This is a genomic window from Burkholderia sp. Tr-20355 (assembly GCF_017104685.1).
Lineage (GTDB): Bacteria > Pseudomonadota > Gammaproteobacteria > Burkholderiales > Burkholderiaceae > Burkholderia > Burkholderia seminalis.
This window is the reverse complement of sequence record NZ_JAAGPK010000034.1, coordinates 48,011-63,983: the sequence shown is the minus strand read 5'-3', so window position 1 is coordinate 63,983 and position 15,973 is coordinate 48,011. Positions and strand designations below refer to the sequence as shown.

Annotated in this window: 13 protein-coding genes and 7 tRNA genes; 5 read left to right on the top strand and 15 right to left on the bottom strand. The window is 66.5% G+C overall.

Features of this window, described 5'->3' with window-relative positions; all coding sequences use genetic code 11:
- The first annotated feature begins 464 nt into the window (after positions 1 to 464).
- The gene (gene aceA, locus G3N62_RS11955; RefSeq protein ID WP_049031411.1) at positions 465 to 1,772 is read left to right on the top strand and encodes an isocitrate lyase; all 1,308 of its coding nucleotides are present in this window, start codon (positions 465 to 467) and stop codon (positions 1,770 to 1,772) included.
- 204 nt (positions 1,773 to 1,976) lie between these two features.
- Here the strand turns inward: aceA and G3N62_RS11950 are convergent, their stop codons facing one another.
- Positions 1,977 to 2,411: a universal stress protein gene (locus G3N62_RS11950; RefSeq protein ID WP_034188874.1), complete on the bottom strand. Its 435-nt coding sequence runs from the start codon at positions 2,409 to 2,411 to the stop codon at positions 1,977 to 1,979.
- 129 nt (positions 2,412 to 2,540) lie between these two features.
- Positions 2,541 to 3,476: a LysR family transcriptional regulator gene (locus tag G3N62_RS11945; RefSeq protein WP_034188875.1), complete on the bottom strand. Its 936-nt coding sequence runs from the start codon at positions 3,474 to 3,476 to the stop codon at positions 2,541 to 2,543.
- A gap of 154 nt (positions 3,477 to 3,630) precedes the next feature.
- On the opposite strand from G3N62_RS11945, the gene G3N62_RS11940 reads away from it, so the two are divergent.
- Together G3N62_RS11940 and aceB are read left to right on the top strand one after the other, a co-directional pair.
- Positions 3,631 to 4,392 (top strand): haloacid dehalogenase type II, encoded by a 762-nt coding sequence (locus G3N62_RS11940; protein WP_049031409.1) that lies wholly within the window; start codon positions 3,631 to 3,633, stop codon positions 4,390 to 4,392.
- 67 nt (positions 4,393 to 4,459) lie between these two features.
- A complete protein-coding gene (aceB, locus tag G3N62_RS11935; protein ID WP_049031408.1) occupies positions 4,460 to 6,052 on the top strand; it encodes a malate synthase A in 1,593 nt (530 codons plus the stop codon).
- A gap of 123 nt (positions 6,053 to 6,175) precedes the next feature.
- On the opposite strand, the gene G3N62_RS11930 is transcribed toward aceB, so the two are convergent.
- A complete protein-coding gene (locus tag G3N62_RS11930) occupies positions 6,176 to 6,592 on the bottom strand; it encodes a gamma-glutamylcyclotransferase family protein (protein ID WP_049031407.1) in 417 nt (138 codons plus the stop codon).
- Positions 6,593 to 6,847: 255 nt separating this feature from the next.
- Here G3N62_RS11930 and G3N62_RS11925 point away from each other — a divergent pair, with 255 nt between their 5' ends.
- On the top strand, positions 6,848 to 7,726 hold the full coding sequence (locus G3N62_RS11925) for a helix-turn-helix transcriptional regulator (RefSeq protein ID WP_034188878.1): 879 nt from the start codon (positions 6,848 to 6,850) through the stop codon (positions 7,724 to 7,726).
- A 23-nt stretch (positions 7,727 to 7,749) separates the two neighbouring features.
- Here G3N62_RS11925 and G3N62_RS11920 read toward each other — a convergent pair whose 3' ends face one another.
- The 9 genes from G3N62_RS11920 to gltX all read right to left on the bottom strand — a co-directional run bounded on the left by G3N62_RS11920 (position 7,750) and on the right by gltX (position 11,121).
- Positions 7,750 to 8,214 carry a GNAT family N-acetyltransferase gene (locus G3N62_RS11920; RefSeq protein WP_034188879.1) on the bottom strand — a complete coding sequence of 155 codons (465 nt, stop codon included), beginning with the start codon at positions 8,212 to 8,214 and terminating at the stop codon, positions 7,750 to 7,752.
- Positions 8,215 to 8,551: 337 nt separating this feature from the next.
- Positions 8,552 to 8,628: transfer RNA gene (locus tag G3N62_RS11915), tRNA-Asp, on the bottom strand.
- 73 nt (positions 8,629 to 8,701) lie between these two features.
- Positions 8,702 to 8,777, bottom strand: a tRNA-Glu gene (locus tag G3N62_RS11910).
- Positions 8,778 to 8,842: 65 nt separating this feature from the next.
- A tRNA-Asp gene (locus G3N62_RS11905) sits at positions 8,843 to 8,919 on the bottom strand.
- A gap of 79 nt (positions 8,920 to 8,998) precedes the next feature.
- Positions 8,999 to 9,074: transfer RNA gene (locus tag G3N62_RS11900), tRNA-Glu, on the bottom strand.
- A gap of 63 nt (positions 9,075 to 9,137) precedes the next feature.
- Positions 9,138 to 9,214 (bottom strand) — tRNA-Asp (locus G3N62_RS11895).
- Between the two features lie 81 nt (positions 9,215 to 9,295).
- Positions 9,296 to 9,371: transfer RNA gene (locus G3N62_RS11890), tRNA-Glu, on the bottom strand.
- Between the two features lie 137 nt (positions 9,372 to 9,508).
- Positions 9,509 to 9,584: transfer RNA gene (locus G3N62_RS11885), tRNA-Ala, on the bottom strand.
- 127 nt (positions 9,585 to 9,711) lie between these two features.
- Positions 9,712 to 11,121, bottom strand: coding sequence for a glutamate--tRNA ligase (gene gltX / locus G3N62_RS11880; RefSeq protein WP_034188880.1), 1,410 nt, complete (start codon positions 11,119 to 11,121; stop codon positions 9,712 to 9,714).
- Between the two features lie 279 nt (positions 11,122 to 11,400).
- Here gltX and G3N62_RS11875 point away from each other — a divergent pair, with 279 nt between their 5' ends.
- Positions 11,401 to 12,315: a patatin-like phospholipase family protein gene (locus tag G3N62_RS11875; RefSeq protein ID WP_034188881.1), complete on the top strand. Its 915-nt coding sequence runs from the start codon at positions 11,401 to 11,403 to the stop codon at positions 12,313 to 12,315.
- A 135-nt stretch (positions 12,316 to 12,450) separates the two neighbouring features.
- Here the strand turns inward: G3N62_RS11875 and G3N62_RS11870 are convergent, their stop codons facing one another.
- From G3N62_RS11870 to G3N62_RS11860, 3 genes are all read right to left on the bottom strand, one after another.
- Positions 12,451 to 13,125: a C40 family peptidase gene (locus G3N62_RS11870; protein ID WP_124670781.1), complete on the bottom strand. Its 675-nt coding sequence runs from the start codon at positions 13,123 to 13,125 to the stop codon at positions 12,451 to 12,453.
- A 128-nt stretch (positions 13,126 to 13,253) separates the two neighbouring features.
- On the bottom strand, positions 13,254 to 14,876 hold the full coding sequence (locus tag G3N62_RS11865; RefSeq protein WP_124670782.1) for a dipeptide ABC transporter ATP-binding protein: 1,623 nt from the start codon (positions 14,874 to 14,876) through the stop codon (positions 13,254 to 13,256).
- Positions 14,873 to 15,970, bottom strand: a complete 1,098-nt coding sequence (locus tag G3N62_RS11860) for an ABC transporter permease (protein WP_124670783.1) — start codon at positions 15,968 to 15,970, stop codon at positions 14,873 to 14,875. The genes G3N62_RS11865 and G3N62_RS11860 overlap by 4 nt, the downstream gene beginning before the upstream one ends.
- Between the last annotated feature and the right edge of the window lie 3 nt (positions 15,971 to 15,973).

Below are 15,973 nucleotides of genomic sequence, written 5' to 3'. Positions count from 1 at the left end.
GTGACGGCGGCCCGCGTCGCGACGGCCAGCGCAGCGGCGGCCCGCGCCGCAGCAACTCCGCGTCGTAAGCACGCACGGGCGGCGCCTCGCCGCCGCCCCACGGATGGGCCCCACCCGTCCAGCCGACCGGCGCACCTGCGCCGGTTTTTTTTCGCCTCGCTCGACATTTCACGATGCGAAAAATTTTTTTGCGTCGTAAAAAATCATGTTGCACGGCACAACCGGTACGATTGCGGGATGGGAAAGAGCATTTCTTATCTCGAAATGATAAATATAAATCGTTGATTTAAAACGGTTAAAAATTTACCCGATCCCGTGCAAAGCCCCTGTTTCGCGCCTGCCGATTTGCCTAGACTCTTATACAAGACTTCACGAAACGGAATGGCACGCGCCCCGCTTCGCGAACTGCATCACGACCGTCAGATTCGGCGCATTCGGCAATACACCGCATCAAGGAGCTCATCATGTCGCGTCAGCAACAGGCACAGGAACTGCAGAAGCAATGGGAAACCGATCCGCGCTGGAAGGGCATCAAGCGCGGCTACTCGGCGGAGGACGTCGTCCGCCTGCGCGGCTCGGTCCCGATCGAGCACACGCTGGCCAAGCGCGGCGCGGAAAAGCTGTGGGGCCTCATCAACAACGAACCGTTCGTCAACGCGCTCGGCGCGCTGACCGGCAACCAGGCGATGCAGCAGGTGAAGGCCGGCCTGAAGGCCATCTACCTGTCCGGCTGGCAAGTGGCCGGCGATGCGAACGTCGCGGGAGAAATGTACCCGGACCAGTCGCTGTACCCGGCGAACTCGGTGCCGCTCGTCGTGAAGCGCATCAACAACACGCTGACGCGCGCCGACCAGATCCAGTGGTCGGAAGGCAAGAACCCGGGCGACGAAGGTTATGTCGACTTCTTCGCACCGATCGTCGCCGACGCGGAAGCCGGTTTCGGCGGCGTGCTGAACGCGTTCGAGCTGATGAAGGCGATGATCGAGGCCGGCGCATCGGGCGTCCACTTCGAGGACCAGCTCGCGTCGGTGAAGAAGTGCGGCCACATGGGCGGCAAGGTGCTGGTGCCGACGCGCGAAGCCGTCGCGAAGCTGTCGGCTGCGCGTCTCGCGGCCGACGTGATGGGCACGCCGACCGTGCTGGTCGCGCGTACCGACGCGGAAGCGGCCGACCTGATCACGTCCGACGTCGACGACAACGACAAGCCGTTCCTGACCGGCGAGCGCACGGTGGAGGGCTTCTTCCGCACCAAGCCGGGCCTCGGGCAGGCGATCTCGCGCGGCCTCGCGTACGCGCCGTACGCCGACCTGATCTGGTGCGAAACCGGCAAGCCGGATCTCGAGTACGCGAAGAAGTTCGCGGAAGCGATCCACAAGCAGTTCCCGGGCAAGCTGCTGTCGTACAACTGCTCGCCGTCGTTCAACTGGAAGAAGAACCTCGACGACGCGACGATCGCGAAGTTCCAGAAGGAACTCGGTGCGATGGGCTACAAGTTCCAGTTCATCACGCTGGCCGGCTTCCACGCGCTGAACTACTCGATGTTCAACCTCGCGCACGGCTATGCCCGCACGCAGATGAGCGCGTTCGTCGAATTGCAGCAGGCCGAGTTCGCGGCCGCCGACAAGGGCTTCACGGCCGTCAAGCATCAACGCGAAGTCGGCACCGGCTACTTCGACGCGGTGACGCAGACGGTCGAGCGCGAAGCGTCGACGACCGCGCTGCACGGCTCGACCGAGGACGAACAGTTCTTCGACGGCAAGAAGGTCGCGTAACACGCGCAAGCGCCGCGCCGGGGCGCGCCTCGTCACGGCGCGGCGCCGGCCACCGGACAACAATCAGGGAGGAGACGGCAGGCGCGCGATGCGAATCGCGCGACCGGCCGCGCGGCCTGCGGGCCGCCTGCAACGATGCGCGCCGGCTTCGTCCGGCGCGCCCTTTTTTGCGACGCTGCCCGCCCGGCCGAGGGCGGCACCGCCCTACCGATAAACGATCACCGGAATTTTCGTATGGGTCAGCACGCGCTGCGTCTCGCTGCCGATCAGCAGGCTGCCGAGCCCGCGGCGTCCGTGGGACGCCATGAAGATCACGTCGCAACCGCCGCGTTCGGCCGCCTCGATGATGCCGAGATAGGGCGACGGATGCACGCTCGTCCACGTGTCGCAGACGACACCGGCCGCCCGCGCGGCCGCTTCGACCTCGCCGAGATGCGCGCGTGCCTCGCGCTCGCTGCGCGCGCGGAAATCGGCGGGCGGTTCGATGATCACTTCGGAAAACGGCGAGTACGGGTACTGCGGCAGGCACGCGTAGGCCGTCACGCGCGCGCCGACCGCGCGCGCCAGGTCGATCGCGCCGTCGATCGCCTTCTGCGACAGTTCGGAACCGTCGGTTGGAACGAGGATGTGCCGGAACATCGCGCCCTCCTTCGTCAATCGCACGCCGCGCGCCGCGAGCCCAGCGGGACCGGCCGCGACGCATCGGAGATGCCTCCTACGATTGTAGTGCGCGAAATCGCTCGACCGGCACCGGCAGCGGGTTCGCCCTCATATCGGAAACGCGCGGGCGCGCGCCGCCTGCTCGCCCCAATAACCGGGCTGCTCGTAGGTGTGCTTCAGGTAATCGAGAAACAGGCGCACGCGCAGCGGCAGATGACGGCGCTGCGGAAACACCGCGTGGATGCCGATCGGCGGCGCGGCAAACGCGTCGAGCACGCTGACGAGCCGGCCGGCCGCGATGTCGTCGCCGACCTCCCACCACGAACGCCATGCCAGGCCGTAACCTTCGAGGCACCACTCGTGCAGCACCGCGCCGTCCGAGCATTCCATCGTGCCGTTCACGCGGATCGACACGACCTTGTTGCCCTCCTGGAACGTCCAGCCGCGCTGCTGGTTCGCGTTCGCCGCGAGCGCGAGGCAGTTGTGCCGTGCCAGCTCCGCGAGCGTGACCGGCGTGCCGCGCCGCGCCAGATAGGCGGGAGACGCGACGCAGACGCGGCGGTTCTCGCCGAGCTTCAGCGACACGAGCGACGAATCGGGCAGCTCGCCGAGCCGCACCGCGCAATCGAACCCCTCGTTGACGAGGTCGACCATCCGGTCGGACAAGTCGAGCGTGACCGATACGTCCGGATGCCCGACGCTGAATTCGGGCACGAGCGGCGCGACGTGCCGCCGGCCGAAGCCGGCCGGCGCGGAAATCCGCAGGTGGCCGCTCGCCTTGACGCCGCCGGCCGACACGCTCGCCTCCGCGTTCTGCATGTCGTTGATGATCCGCTGGCAATCCTCGAGAAACGCCGAGCCTTCGAACGTCAGCGTGAGCTTGCGCGTGGTGCGCACCAGCAGCTTCACGCCGAGCCGCTCCTCGAGCGCGTCGAGGCGGCGGCCGATGATCGCCGGCGCGACCCCTTCCGCGTGCGCGGCCGCCGACAGGCTGCCCTTCGCCGCGACCGCGGCGAACGTTTCGATCTGCTTGAACCGGTCCATGAGTCGCAAGGACGGCACCGCCGTCCGTCAAATAGCTTGAGCCGCTCAAGATTAGGTATATGAAAGTAAAAGATCAAGTGATGAATAGCGTCTTTTTTAGACCATACGATCACGAATAGAATCGATCCGACCTCTGAAACTGGAGCGCAAGGCTATGTCGGCCACAACGACACTCTCCTCTCCCGACGCCATCCTCTTCGACGCATTCGGCACGTTGTTCGACGTGCGCGCGGTCCTGGCCGCGGCGGAGCAGATGTTTCCCGGACACGGGGAACGGTTGTCGCAGCTGTGGCGACGCAAGCAAATCGAATACTCGCAACTGCGCACGCTCGCCGATCCGGGCGGTGCGCGCTATCGCCCGTTCCGGGACATCACGCTCGACGCGCTGCGCTTCGCCGCGCGCCGGCTCGGCCTGGCGCTGAACAGCGCGGCCGAGAAGCGGCTGATGGACGAATACGCGTGCCTGTCCACCTATCCCGACACCGTGCCCGCGCTGCGCAAGCTGCGCGCGCTCGAACCGCGCCCGCCGCTCGGGATCCTGTCGAACGGCACCCCGCAGATGCTCGACATCGCGATCAAGAGCGCCGGCATGTCCGGACTGTTCGATCGCGTGCTGTCGGCCGACACCGCGCGTGCGTACAAGCCGAGTCCGGCCGCCTACGCGCTCGGCACCGCCGCGTTCGGGACGAACCCGCGCGGCATCGTGTTCGTGTCGTCGAACGCGTGGGACGTCGCCGGTGCCGTCTGGTTCGGCTACACGACGTTCTGGCTCAACCGTACGGGCGCGCCCGCCGAGGAACTCGGCGCGCCGCCCGACGGCACGGGCACCGGCATGGCCGATCTGCTCGCCTTCCTCGCCGCCCCGGCTCCGTCCGGCAGGCCCGCAAACCGCACGCGCCCCGGCCCGGGCGCATGACGTTCGCGGCGCTGCCGCCTTCCCCCTTCACCGAAACCGCAACTGACCGACCAAGGAGATGAGACTCATGAGCACCCCGATCACGCTGCCGCAAGGCATGACGATCACCGGCGAAATCAAGCCGGGTTACGAAGCGATCCTGACGCCCGCGGCACTGGAACTCGTCGCCGCGCTGCACCGTGCGTTCGAACCGCGTCGCCAGACGCTGCTGCAGGCGCGCATCGAGCGCACCAAACGCCTCGACGCGGGCGAGCGCCCCGACTTCCTGGCCGAAACGAAGTCGATCCGCGAAGGCGACTGGAAGGTCGCGCCGCTGCCGGCCGACCTGCAATGCCGCCGTGTCGAGATCACGGGGCCTGTCGAGCGCAAGATGATCATCAACGCGCTGAACTCGGGCGCCGATTCGTACATGACGGACTTCGAGGACTCGAATGCGCCGAGCTGGACCAACCAGATCGACGGCCAGATCAACCTGAAGGACGCGGTGCGCCGCACGATCTCGCTCGAGCAGAACGGCAAGTCGTACCGGCTGAACGACAAGGTCGCGACGCTGATCGTGCGTCCGCGCGGCTGGCACCTCGACGAGAAGCACGTGACGGTCGACGGCCAGCGCGTGTCCGGCGGCATCTTCGATTTCGCGCTGTTCCTGTTCCACAACGCGAAGGAACTGATCGCGCGCGGCTCGGGCCCGTACTTCTACCTGCCGAAGATGGAAAGCCATCTCGAGGCGCGCCTGTGGAACGACATCTTCGTCGCCGCGCAGGAAGCGGTCGGCGTGCCGCGCGGCACGATCCGCGCGACGGTGCTGATCGAGACGATCCTTGCCGCGTTCGAGATGGACGAGATCCTGTACGAACTGCGCGAACACAGCTCGGGGCTGAACGCCGGCCGCTGGGACTACATCTTCTCGGCGATCAAGAAATTCAAGAACGACCGTGACTTCTGCCTCGCGGACCGTTCGAAGATCACGATGACGGTGCCGTTCATGCGCGCGTACGCGCTGCTGCTGCTGAAGACCTGCCACAAGCGCAACGCGCCGGCAATCGGCGGGATGAGCGCGCTGATCCCGATCAAGAACGATCCGGAAGCGAACGACAAGGCGATGGGCGGCGTGCGCTCGGACAAGCAGCGCGACGCGACCGACGGCTACGACGGCGGCTGGGTGGCGCATCCCGGCCTCGTGCCGATCGCGATGGAAGAGTTCGTCAAGGTGCTCGGCGACCGGCCGAACCAGATCGCGAAGCAGCGCGACGACGTGCAGGTCGAAGGCGGCAACCTGCTCGACTTCCAGCCGGAAGCGCCGATCACCGAGGCCGGCTTGCGCAACAACATCAACGTCGGCATCCACTACCTCGGTGCATGGCTCGACGGCAACGGCTGCGTGCCGATCCACAACCTGATGGAAGACGCGGCCACGGCCGAGATCTCCCGCTCGCAGGTGTGGCAGTGGATCCGCTCGCCGAAGGGCGTGCTCGACGACGGCCGCAAGGTCACGGCCGAGCTCGTGCGCGCATTCGCGAAGATCGAGCTCGACAACGTCAAGCGCTCGGTCGGCGGCAACACGCAGCCGTACGAGCGCGCCGCGGCCATCTTCGAACAGATGTCGACGTCGGAAGGCTTCACCGAATTCCTGACGCTGCCGCTGTACGAGGAAATCTGACGTCGCGACACGCAGCGACCGGCGACCGGCCGCGCGTCGCCGCCCGTCCCATGCGATGACCGCAAAAAAGCGCCCCGCGGGGCGCTTTTTCATTTGACGCGAATCCGACTGCCGCCGGAACGCTCACGCGGTTTCCTGCTCGCGTCGGTGCTGAACCCAGTCACCCGATTCGATACGCGGACGCCCGGCGACCGCATGCGCGACGATCGGATAATACAGGCATGCATACTGCCGGCCGCCCAGCGCGACGGTCACTTCTTCCGGCTTGAACAGCGAGTCGACGCCCGGATAGACGCGCTCGATCTCGTCGAGCACGGGGACGAGTCGCTCGTCGACCTCGTAGACATCGCCCCAGACCAGCGACTTGCCGGACACCGGCCCGGCGATCATCCCCGGATACGTGCCGAAATCGTACAGCTCGCCCGGCAGCGCGGCCGCGCCCAGCAGCGTCGGCGCCGCGATTCCGTGCCGTGCGGCCGCATGGCCGATGTCGTTGGCTTGTCCGGCACGCAAGGTGCCGTAGACGAATACGTAACGCATCGTGGTTCTCCTCTTCGATTCGTGATTGCCGTGTTCGCGCGCTTCACATGAAAATGCGCCTGCCACGATAGACCGCGATACCGGCCGGATGGTTCGAAGCCGCCGGCGCTCGCAGCGGCGGCCCGCTGCCCGGGAAGCGCCGGCGCCCACACAACGTTCATTTGAACACGGCATGATCGCCCGGGAAACCGCCGCATGCGCACGCGCTGCGCCTTCTAAAATAACGGCATCGCCGCCGCGCTGCCCGAACCGCCCATGAATCCGCCCGTCCAAGCCGACGCATCGAACCCGTACGACGTCATCGACATTCCGCCCGAATTCGCGCCGACCGCCGTCCATCCGATGCGCGTGCGCGCGCGGCAGGTCGACGCCGGCCGCCGCATCCCGCTGCATACGCACGCGTGGGCGCAGCTCGCGTATGCGTCGCGCGGCGTGCTGCGCGTCGCGACGACCGGCACGACGTGGATGGTGCCGCCGTCCCGCGCGATCTGGGTGCCGCCGCACGTGACGCACGAGGTCGTGATCGTCGAGGAGGCCTATCTGCGGACGCTGTATATCGACGAGTCGATCGTGCCGGACGGGCTCGACGCGTGCCGCGTCGTCGAGGTGACGGGGCTGCTGCGCGAGCTGATCGTCGCGCTCGACGCACGCGACCTGAGCGCCGCGCGCGAGCGGCTGCTGTGCGGGCTCGTGCTCGACGAGCTGAGCCACGCCGAACCGCTGCCGCTCGCGGTGCCGATGCCCGACGAGAAGCGTCTGCGCATGCTGTGCGAATCGGTGCTCGCGCACCCGGCGCATGCGGAGTCGCTCGAACACTGGGCGAGCGAGGTCGGCGCGAGCACACGCACGATTTCGCGGCTCTTCAAGCAGGAGCTGGGCGTGAGCTTTTCGCAGTGGCGCCAGCAGGCGCTGCTGGCGCGGGCGATCCCGCTGCTGAACCAGGGGCGCCCGCTGTCGCATATCGCGCGCGAACTCGGCTACCAGAGCCAGAGCGCGTTCTCGGCGATGTTCCGCCGTGCCTTCGGTCAAAGCCCGCGCGCGTTCATGCTGCGCGGCTACGAGCATCGCGGCGCGGAAGGCAGCCTCGCGGAAGACGAAACACCCGACGACAACGCGATCGACGCGGCTCGCTGACCGCGCGCCGCATCGCCGGACCTTCAGACCGGCCGCACCATGTGGCGGATCGAGCCCAGCTGCGAGAGCCGCGGCCCGGCGACCCGGTAGCCCATGCGCAGGTAAAGGCGCGCGGCGGGATTGTCGACGAACACGCGCAGCTGCAGTTCGTGCAGCCCGCGCGCACGCGCCCAGCGATGCGACATGTCGAGCATGTAGGTGCCGGCCCCCTGCCCGCGATGGCCGGCCGCGATCTGCACGTCGCGGATGTGCAGCGAATCGCCTTCCTCGGTCACGCGCAGCACGCCGATGCGCTCGCCGTCGGCCTCGAGGATGAAGTTCTCGGATTCACGCCAGCTCGCGTAGAACAGGTCGCTGCGCCACACGAGTCCATGGCGCTTGTAATAGCCGCCCATGTTGCCGTGCGTCAGCGCTTCGGCGAACGGGAAATCGCCGGGTTCCGCGGGCCGGAGCTGATACAGGAGTCGCAGGTCGGTCGGGTCGAGCATCACGCAGGGGTCAAGAACGCATCCCGCCACGATAGCGCAGTCGCGCGCGGATGCAATCGCGAATTTCTCGTAGCGGTGGGCGGGTGCGCGACCGGCGATATGCGCGACGACGATGCAAATGAAAAAGCCCGCACGAGGCGGGCTTCTTCATTTTTTGGCGGAGCGGACGGGACTCGCCTACATCCTGCAGGCCGCGGATGCGCGTGCACGCGCATCCCTTCGAGTCCCGCCGGAAGCCGCGCAGGCGGCTTCCTCCGCTCCGCGGTCACGCGCCCGCCAGCGGGCGCGACGACGATGCAAATGAAAAAGCCCGCACGAGGCGGGCTTCTTCATTTTTTGGCGGAGCGGACGGGACTCGAACCCGCGACCCCCGGCGTGACAGGCCGGTATTCTAACCGACTGAACTACCGCTCCAGTCTTGCTGCTTGCCTGGCAGGCGTCGGTTACTTCCTGCCGGCGCATCGTTTGTTCGAACGACGCCGAAATCTGGCGTCCCCTAGGGGATTCGAACCCCTGTACTCACCGTGAAAGGGTGATGTCCTAGGCCTCTAGACGAAGGGGACAACGTACTGCTTACATCCTTAACGAGAAAGCCCGTTCAAAAACGTTCTTTGAACGGGCTTCGTTCTGGCGGAGCGGACGGGGCTCGAACCCGCGACCCCCGGCGTGACAGGCCGGTATTCTAACCAACTGAACTACCGCTCCAGCTTTCTGCACCACCGCCTGCAGGATCTCGTCACGTTCCTGCACGCGTTGCGACACTTCGATGAAACGCCGCTGAATCTGGCGTCCCCTAGGGGATTCGAACCCCTGTACTCACCGTGAAAGGGTGATGTCCTAGGCCTCTAGACGAAGGGGACAACGTACTGCTTACATCCTTAATACAAAAGCCCGCTCAAAAACGTCTTGAACGGGCTTCGTTCTGGCGGAGCGGACGGGACTCGAACCCGCGACCCCCGGCGTGACAGGCCGGTATTCTAACCGACTGAACTACCGCTCCAGCTTTCTTACCCAACCCGCAGGACGTCGGTTACGTTCCTGCAAGCCTCGCGACACTTCTACGACGAAACGCCGCTGAATCTGGCGTCCCCTAGGGGATTCGAACCCCTGTACTCACCGTGAAAGGGTGATGTCCTAGGCCTCTAGACGAAGGGGACATGATCTTTTCAGATCCGTCTGACTTTCGCTATTCACTTCTGGTCAACAGCGAAGGCCGAAATTCTAACTGCTTTGAATCATTTTGTGAAGCATTTATTACCACCACTGCTTCGCAAATCAACTCAGCTTGTTCTGTTGGTGGAGGTAAGCGGGATCGAACCGCTGACCTCTTGCATGCCATGCAAGCGCTCTCCCAGCTGAGCTATACCCCCTTGCAGAACAGAAATGAGATTATATGGACCTACTTTGAACTTGTAAATACCCTTTTTGCGATTCGCGCGAAATATTTTGCGAAGCTGCCGCGCACCCGCACGCGGACAGCTTCGTCGACGCACGACCTCAGGCGAGCGCGGCCTCGATGCGCGACACCACGACGTCGCGACCGAACAGCACGAGCACCGCATCGATCGACGGCGTATGCGTCGTGCCCGCCACCAGCAGACGCACCGGCATCGCGAGCTGCGGCATCTTCAGCTTGTGCGTGGCAAGCGTCGCCTTCAGCGCGGCCGACACCGCTTCCTTCGTCCAGTCGGCCGCCTTCAGCGCGGCGGCGAGATCGGCCAGCGCCGGGCGCACCGCATCGGTCACGTGCTGAGCAAGTGCGTCGGCTTCCGGTGCCGGCACCCGGTAGAACATCGTCGCGCCTTCGGCGATCTCCTTGACCGTCGTCGCGCGATCCTTCATCAGGCCGACCACCGCGTCGAGCGCCGGACCCGTCGCGATCGCCGCGTCGTCGATGCCGAGCGCGTCGAGGAACGGCTTCGCGAGTTCGGCAAGGCGCGCGTTGTCGGCTTCCTTGATGTAATGCGCGTTCAGCCAGCTCAGCTTGCTGTGGTCGTACTGCGCGGGCGACTTGCCGAGATGCTCGAGATCGAACCATTCGACGAACTGCTCGCGCGAGAAGATCTCGGCGTCGCCGTGCGACCAGCCGAGGCGTGCGAGATAGTTGACGACCGCCTCCGGCAGGAAGCCCGCGTCGCGGTACGCCATCACGCTCATCGCGCCGTGCCGCTTGCTCATCTTCTCGCCCTGCTCGTTCAGCACGGTCGGCAGGTGCGCGTAGACGGGCGGCTCGCCGCCGAGCGCATTCAGGATGTTGATCTGGCGCGGCGTGTTGTTCACGTGGTCGTCGCCACGGATCACGTGCGTGATGCCCATGTCCATGTCGTCCACCACCACGCAGAAGTTGTAGATCGGCGTGCCGTCCGGGCGCGCGATCACGAGGTCGTCGAGTTCCTCGTTCGAGATCTCGACACGCCCCTTCACCGCGTCGTCCCACACGACCGTGCCCGTCAGCGGATTGCGGAAGCGCAGCACGGGCTTCACGCCGGCCGGCGGCTCCGGCAGCACCTTGCCGGGCTCCGGACGCCACGTGCCGTCATAACGCGGCTTCAGGCCGGCTTCGCGCTGGCGCTCACGCAGCGCGTCGAGTTCCTCGGCCGACATGTAGCACGGGTAGGCGAGGCCCTTCTCGAGCATCTGCGCGAGCACCTCGCGATAGCGGTCCATCCGCTGCATCTGGTAGATCGGGCCTTCGTCGAAATCCAGGCCGAGCCATTGCATCCCCTCGAGGATCGCGTCGACCGCTTCCTGCGACGAACGCTCGACGTCGGTATCCTCGATGCGCAGCACGAACGTGCCCTTCATCTTGCGGGCGAATGCCCACGGATACAGTGCGGAGCGGATGTTGCCGAGGTGAATGAAGCCGGTGGGACTCGGCGCGAAGCGGGTACGGACAGGACGGGTCATAAACGGTAACTCGAACGCCTGGGGCGCATGAATGATTCGACGCGGGACGGCGGCGGCAGCCCGGACAGCAACGGAGCCGGCGACGCCCGGAACGGGAAAGAAGCCGGAATTATACTCGCGCCGGACATCGCGCCAAGCGCGCCGCTTGCTTTATGATGTGCGCGCCGCGGCCGCCAGCCGGCGCGGCGCCGGCCGCCCGGAACCTGCCGCGCGGCCGCTCGGAACCTATCGCCGCCGCGGGCCGTGTAACCCGCCGCCAAGCCGCCGGAGAACCATTCGATGTCGTCCCCTCGCCTGTCGCGCCGCCACTTCACGATCGCCTGCGCGTCCGCCAGCCTCGCCGCCTGCACGTCATTCGGCGACAAGTCCCGCCCCAACCCGGCCCAGTCGCAGGAAAAGCCCGTGAAGATCGGCATCGCGCTCGGCGGCGGTGCCGCGCGCGGCTTCTCGCACATCGGTGTGCTGAAGGCGCTCGAAGCGCGCGGCATCCCGGTCGAGATCGTCGCCGGCACGAGCGCGGGATCGGTGGTCGGCGCGCTGTATGCGTCCGGCATGAGCGCGCTGCAGATCAACAAGATCGCGCTCGACATGGACCAGGCGGCCATCAGCGACTGGGCGCTGCCGTTCCGCTCGCGCGGCCTGCTGCAAGGCGTCGCGCTGCAGAACTTCCTGAACAAGACGCTCAACAACCGGCCGATCGAGAAGATGGCGAAGCCGCTCGGCGTCGTCGCGACGGATCTGCAGAGCGGCCAGCCGATCCTGTTTCAGCAGGGCAACACGGGCCTCGCGGTGCGCGCGTCGTGCAGCGTGCCGTCGGTGTTCGAACCGGTGAAGATCGGCAATCGCGAATATGTCGACGGCGGCCTCGTGAGCCCGGTGCCCGCGTCGTACGCGCGCAAGATGGGCGCGAGCTTCGTGATCGCGGTCGACATCTCGGCGCGGCCGGACGGCGCGGCAACCAACAACCCGATCGAGATGCTGCTGCAGACCTTCACGATCATGGGCCAGACGATCAAGACCTACGAGCTCGACAAGTACGCGGACGTCGTGATCCGCCCGAACCTCGCGGCGATGGGCGGCAGCGACTTCAACCAGCGCAACGCGGCGATCCTCGCGGGCGAGGAAGCGGTCGCGCGGATCATGCCGGAACTGCAACGCAAGCTCGCGGCCGCGCGCGGCGTGGCTGCCGCGTAAGCCCGGCTGTCGCCGCAACGGGCGGCCCGGGCCGCCGCCCCGCGACCCGCCTCGCCACCAACGCCGGCCCCAAAAACAAAAAACCCTGCCGCCTTTCGGTGACAGGGTTTTTCCGGTCCGACCGACCGGCGAACGTCAGTTGTTGCCGTTCGCCGAATCGTCGCCGATCGTCGCGCGCACGCGCCGCAGGTCTTCCGGCCTCATCGCCGGGAATTCCGATTCGATGCGGCGCGCGCCGGTGAACCGCTTTTCCCAGTAGCCGCTGTCGAGATCGTCGACGCGAACGGTGCTGCCCGTCGACGGGGAGTGCACGAACTTGTTGTCGCCGATGTAGATGCCGACGTGCGAGAACGTACGGCGCATCGTGTTGAAGAACACCAGATCGCCCGGCTTCAGGTTGCTCATGCTCACCTTCTCGCCGACGCGGCTCATCTCTTCCGCGCGACGCGGCAGCGACATGCCGAGCGTGTCCTGGAACACGTAGCGGACGAAGCCGCTGCAGTCGAGGCCCGAATCCGGCGAGTTGCCGCCCCAGCGATAACGCACGCCGATCATGTTCAGCGCGCCGACGACCACGTCGCCCGCCTTGCCGGCCATGCCGGCGAGGAACGACTTCGCGCCGCCGCTCGACGGCTGCGTGCTGGCCTGCTGGAGGGAGGAACCCGACCCGATCTGAGTCGAATTGGTGACATTCTGGTTAAAACTGCTGACTTCGTCGGCGAACGCGCCGGGAGCTGCTGCGAACAGGGCGCCGATGAATAGCCCGGCGATGGTGCGCGCGCATGCCTGGGTCAGGGATCGATGCTGCATTGGTCGATGGAATGTGCTTAAAAATCAGCTGATTGGCGGAAAATTTCGGTCGATACTAGCCAGCGCGTAATCGTTTGTCAAAACAAATTAATAAATACAATCGAGATGATCAGACCATTGGACGCCTATCACGCTTTCCAGACCGCTTTCAACAGCTTTTGTGTGTAAGGATGTGACGGTCTCGCGAAGATGTCGGACACGTCCCCCGACTCGACGACGGCGCCGCCCTGCATCACCGCGACGCGGTGCGCCATCGCGCCGATCACCTCCAGGTCGTGGCTGATGAACACGTAGCCGAGGTTGTATTTCTGTTGCAAATTCGCGAGCAGCTTCAGCACCTGCTGCTGGATCGACACGTCGAGCGCCGACGTCGGCTCGTCGAGGATCAGGATCCGCGGCTCCAACACCAGCGCCCGCGCGATCGCGATCCGCTGGCGCTGGCCGCCCGAGAATTCGTGCGGATAACGCTGCAGCACCGTGCGGTCGAGGCCCACCTCGCGCAGCACCGCGAGCGACTTCGCGCGGCGCGCGTCGGGCGTCATGTCCGGGCGATGCAGTTCGAGCCCCTCGCCGACGATCCGCTCGATCGTGTGACGCGGCGAAAGCGAACTGAACGGATCCTGAAAGACCACCTGCATGTTCGAGCGCAGCGCGGTCTGCTCGCGGCCGCGATAGCTCGACAGCGCGCGCCCCTGGAATTCGATCTCGCCGCCGGCCGTCTTCTGCAGCCCGAGCAGCGCCATCGCGAGCGTCGACTTCCCCGACCCGGATTCCCCGACGATGCCGAGCGTCTCGCCCTGCCGCACCGACACCGACACGTCGGCGACGGCCGTCACCGGCACCGTGCCGAACCAGCCCGCGAAACCCGGCCGCTTGCGCGCGAACTGCACGCTCACGTGCCGCGCGTCGAGCACGACGGGCGCGATCGGCATCACCGGCATGACCGTGCGCTGCGGCCGGCTGTTCAGCAGCCGCTGCGTATATGGATGCTCGGGTTGCGCGAAGATCCGCTCGACCGGCCCGCTCTCGACGAGCCGGCCATGCTCCATCACCGCGACGCGCTCGGCGAAATGCCGCACCAGATTCAGGTCGTGCGTGATCAGCAGGATCGCCATCCCGCGCTTTTCCGCTTCCTCGCGCTGCAGCTCCAGCAACAGGTCGACGATCTGCGCGCGGATCGTCACGTCGAGCGCGGTGGTCGGCTCGTCGGCGAGCAGCAGCCGCGGCCGGCACGCGAGCGCCATCGCGATCATCGCGCGCTGCCGCTGGCCGCCCGACAACTGGTGCGGATAGCTGTCGACGCGCCGGTCCGGCTCCGCGATGCCCGTGCGCGCGAGCAGCGCGATCGCGCGCTTGCGCGCCTCGACGGCCGAGACGCCGTCGTGCAGCACGATCGTCTCGCCGATCTGCACGCCGATCGTATACAGCGGGTTGAGCGCCGTCATCGGCTCCTGGAAGATCATCGCGATGTCCGAGCCGCGCAGCCCGCGCATCTCGCGCTCGCTCCTGGTCGAAAGGTCCTGCCCCGCGAAGCGGATCGCGCCGCTGACCTCCGCGTCGCGCAGCAACCGCAGGATCGACAGCGCGGTCACGCTCTTGCCGGAACCCGACTCGCCGACGAGCGCGACGCGCTCGCCGCGGCCGATCGCCAGCGTCACGTCGTCCACCGCGACCGTGTCGCCGAAGCGCACGCGCAGATGCTCGAGCGACAGCAGCAGCTCGTGCTGCGTCGATACGGTCGGCTTGCTCATCGCTGCCCTCCCGCCGCGCGCACCGAATCGGCGATCCGCGTGTCGAGCGCATTGCGCAGCGCATCGCCCATGAAGGTCAGCAGCAGCAGCGTCGCGACCAGCACGCCGAACGTCGACAGCGAGATCCACCACGCGTCGAGGTTGCCCTTGCCCTGCGCGAGCAATTCGCCGAGGCTCGGCGTCGGCGGCGGCACGCCCAGCCCGAGGAAATCGAGGCTCGTGAGCGCGAGGATCGAGCCGCTCATCCGGAACGGCAGGAACGTGATCACCGGCGTGAGGCTGTTCGGCAGCACGTGGCGCCAGATGATCTGCCAGTTCGTGAGCCCCATCGCGCGGGCCGCGCGCACGTAGTCCTGCGTGCGGTTGCGCAGGAACTCCGCGCGCACGTAGTCGGCGAGCCCGATCCAGCCGAACAGCGACAGCAGCACGATCAGCAGCAGGAAGCTCGGCTCGAAGATCGACGCGAAGATGATCAGCAGGTACAGCTCGGGCAGCGAGCTCCAGATCTCGATCAGCCGCTGCCCGACGATGTCGATGCGCCCGCCGAAGAAGCCCTGCACGGCGCCCGCGGCGATCCCGAGCAGCGTGCCGATCACGGTCAGGATCAGCCCGAACTCGACCGAGATGCGAAACCCGTAGACGAGCCGCGCGAGCAGGTCGCGCCCCTGCGCGTCGGTGCCGAGCCAGTTCTCGCGCGACGGCGGCGCCGGGTTCGGCACGTTCGAGAAGTAGTTCAGCGTGTCGTAGTAATAGCGGTTCGGCGGATAGACGACGAAGTTGCCGGGCGCCTCGAGCCGCTTGCGCACGTACGGATCGAGGTAGTCGGCCGGCGTCGGGAAATCGCCGCCGAAGGTCGTTTCCGGATACGCATGGAACATCGGGAAATAGGTCTGGCCGTCGTAGCGCACGACGAGCGGCTTGTCGTTCGACCACAGCGGCGCCGCGAGGCTCGCGACGAACGCGACGACGAAGATCACGAAGCTCCAGTAGCCGAGACGCTGCTGCCTGAAGCGCTGCCACACGCGGCGCGCGGGCGACGGCGACACGCGCGCGCGCGCGGCGTCGATGCGGGATGACGCGACGGCCCGGTTCATCGC

Excerpts from the sequence above, each read along its gene's own strand:
- gltX (WP_034188880.1), bottom strand. The coding sequence starts at position 11,121 with ATGACCCGTCCTGTCCGTACCCGCTTCGCGCCGAGTCCCACCGGCTTC.
- G3N62_RS11940 (WP_049031409.1), top strand. The coding sequence starts at position 3,631 with ATGTCGGCCACAACGACACTCTCCTCTCCCGACGCCATCCTCTTCGAC.
- G3N62_RS11945 (WP_034188875.1), bottom strand. The coding sequence starts at position 3,476 with ATGGACCGGTTCAAGCAGATCGAAACGTTCGCCGCGGTCGCGGCGAAG.
- G3N62_RS11870 (WP_124670781.1), bottom strand. The coding sequence starts at position 13,125 with ATGCAGCATCGATCCCTGACCCAGGCATGCGCGCGCACCATCGCCGGG.
- G3N62_RS11930 (WP_049031407.1), bottom strand. The coding sequence starts at position 6,592 with ATGCGTTACGTATTCGTCTACGGCACCTTGCGTGCCGGACAAGCCAAC.
- G3N62_RS11920 (WP_034188879.1), bottom strand. The coding sequence starts at position 8,214 with ATGCTCGACCCGACCGACCTGCGACTCCTGTATCAGCTCCGGCCCGCG.
- G3N62_RS11860 (WP_124670783.1), bottom strand. The coding sequence starts at position 15,970 with ATGAACCGGGCCGTCGCGTCATCCCGCATCGACGCCGCGCGCGCGCGC.
- G3N62_RS11875 (WP_034188881.1), top strand. The coding sequence starts at position 11,401 with ATGTCGTCCCCTCGCCTGTCGCGCCGCCACTTCACGATCGCCTGCGCG.
- aceA (WP_049031411.1), top strand. The coding sequence starts at position 465 with ATGTCGCGTCAGCAACAGGCACAGGAACTGCAGAAGCAATGGGAAACC.
- G3N62_RS11865 (WP_124670782.1), bottom strand. The coding sequence starts at position 14,876 with ATGAGCAAGCCGACCGTATCGACGCAGCACGAGCTGCTGCTGTCGCTC.
- aceB (WP_049031408.1), top strand. The coding sequence starts at position 4,460 with ATGAGCACCCCGATCACGCTGCCGCAAGGCATGACGATCACCGGCGAA.
- G3N62_RS11925 (WP_034188878.1), top strand. The coding sequence starts at position 6,848 with ATGAATCCGCCCGTCCAAGCCGACGCATCGAACCCGTACGACGTCATC.
- G3N62_RS11950 (WP_034188874.1), bottom strand. The coding sequence starts at position 2,411 with ATGTTCCGGCACATCCTCGTTCCAACCGACGGTTCCGAACTGTCGCAG.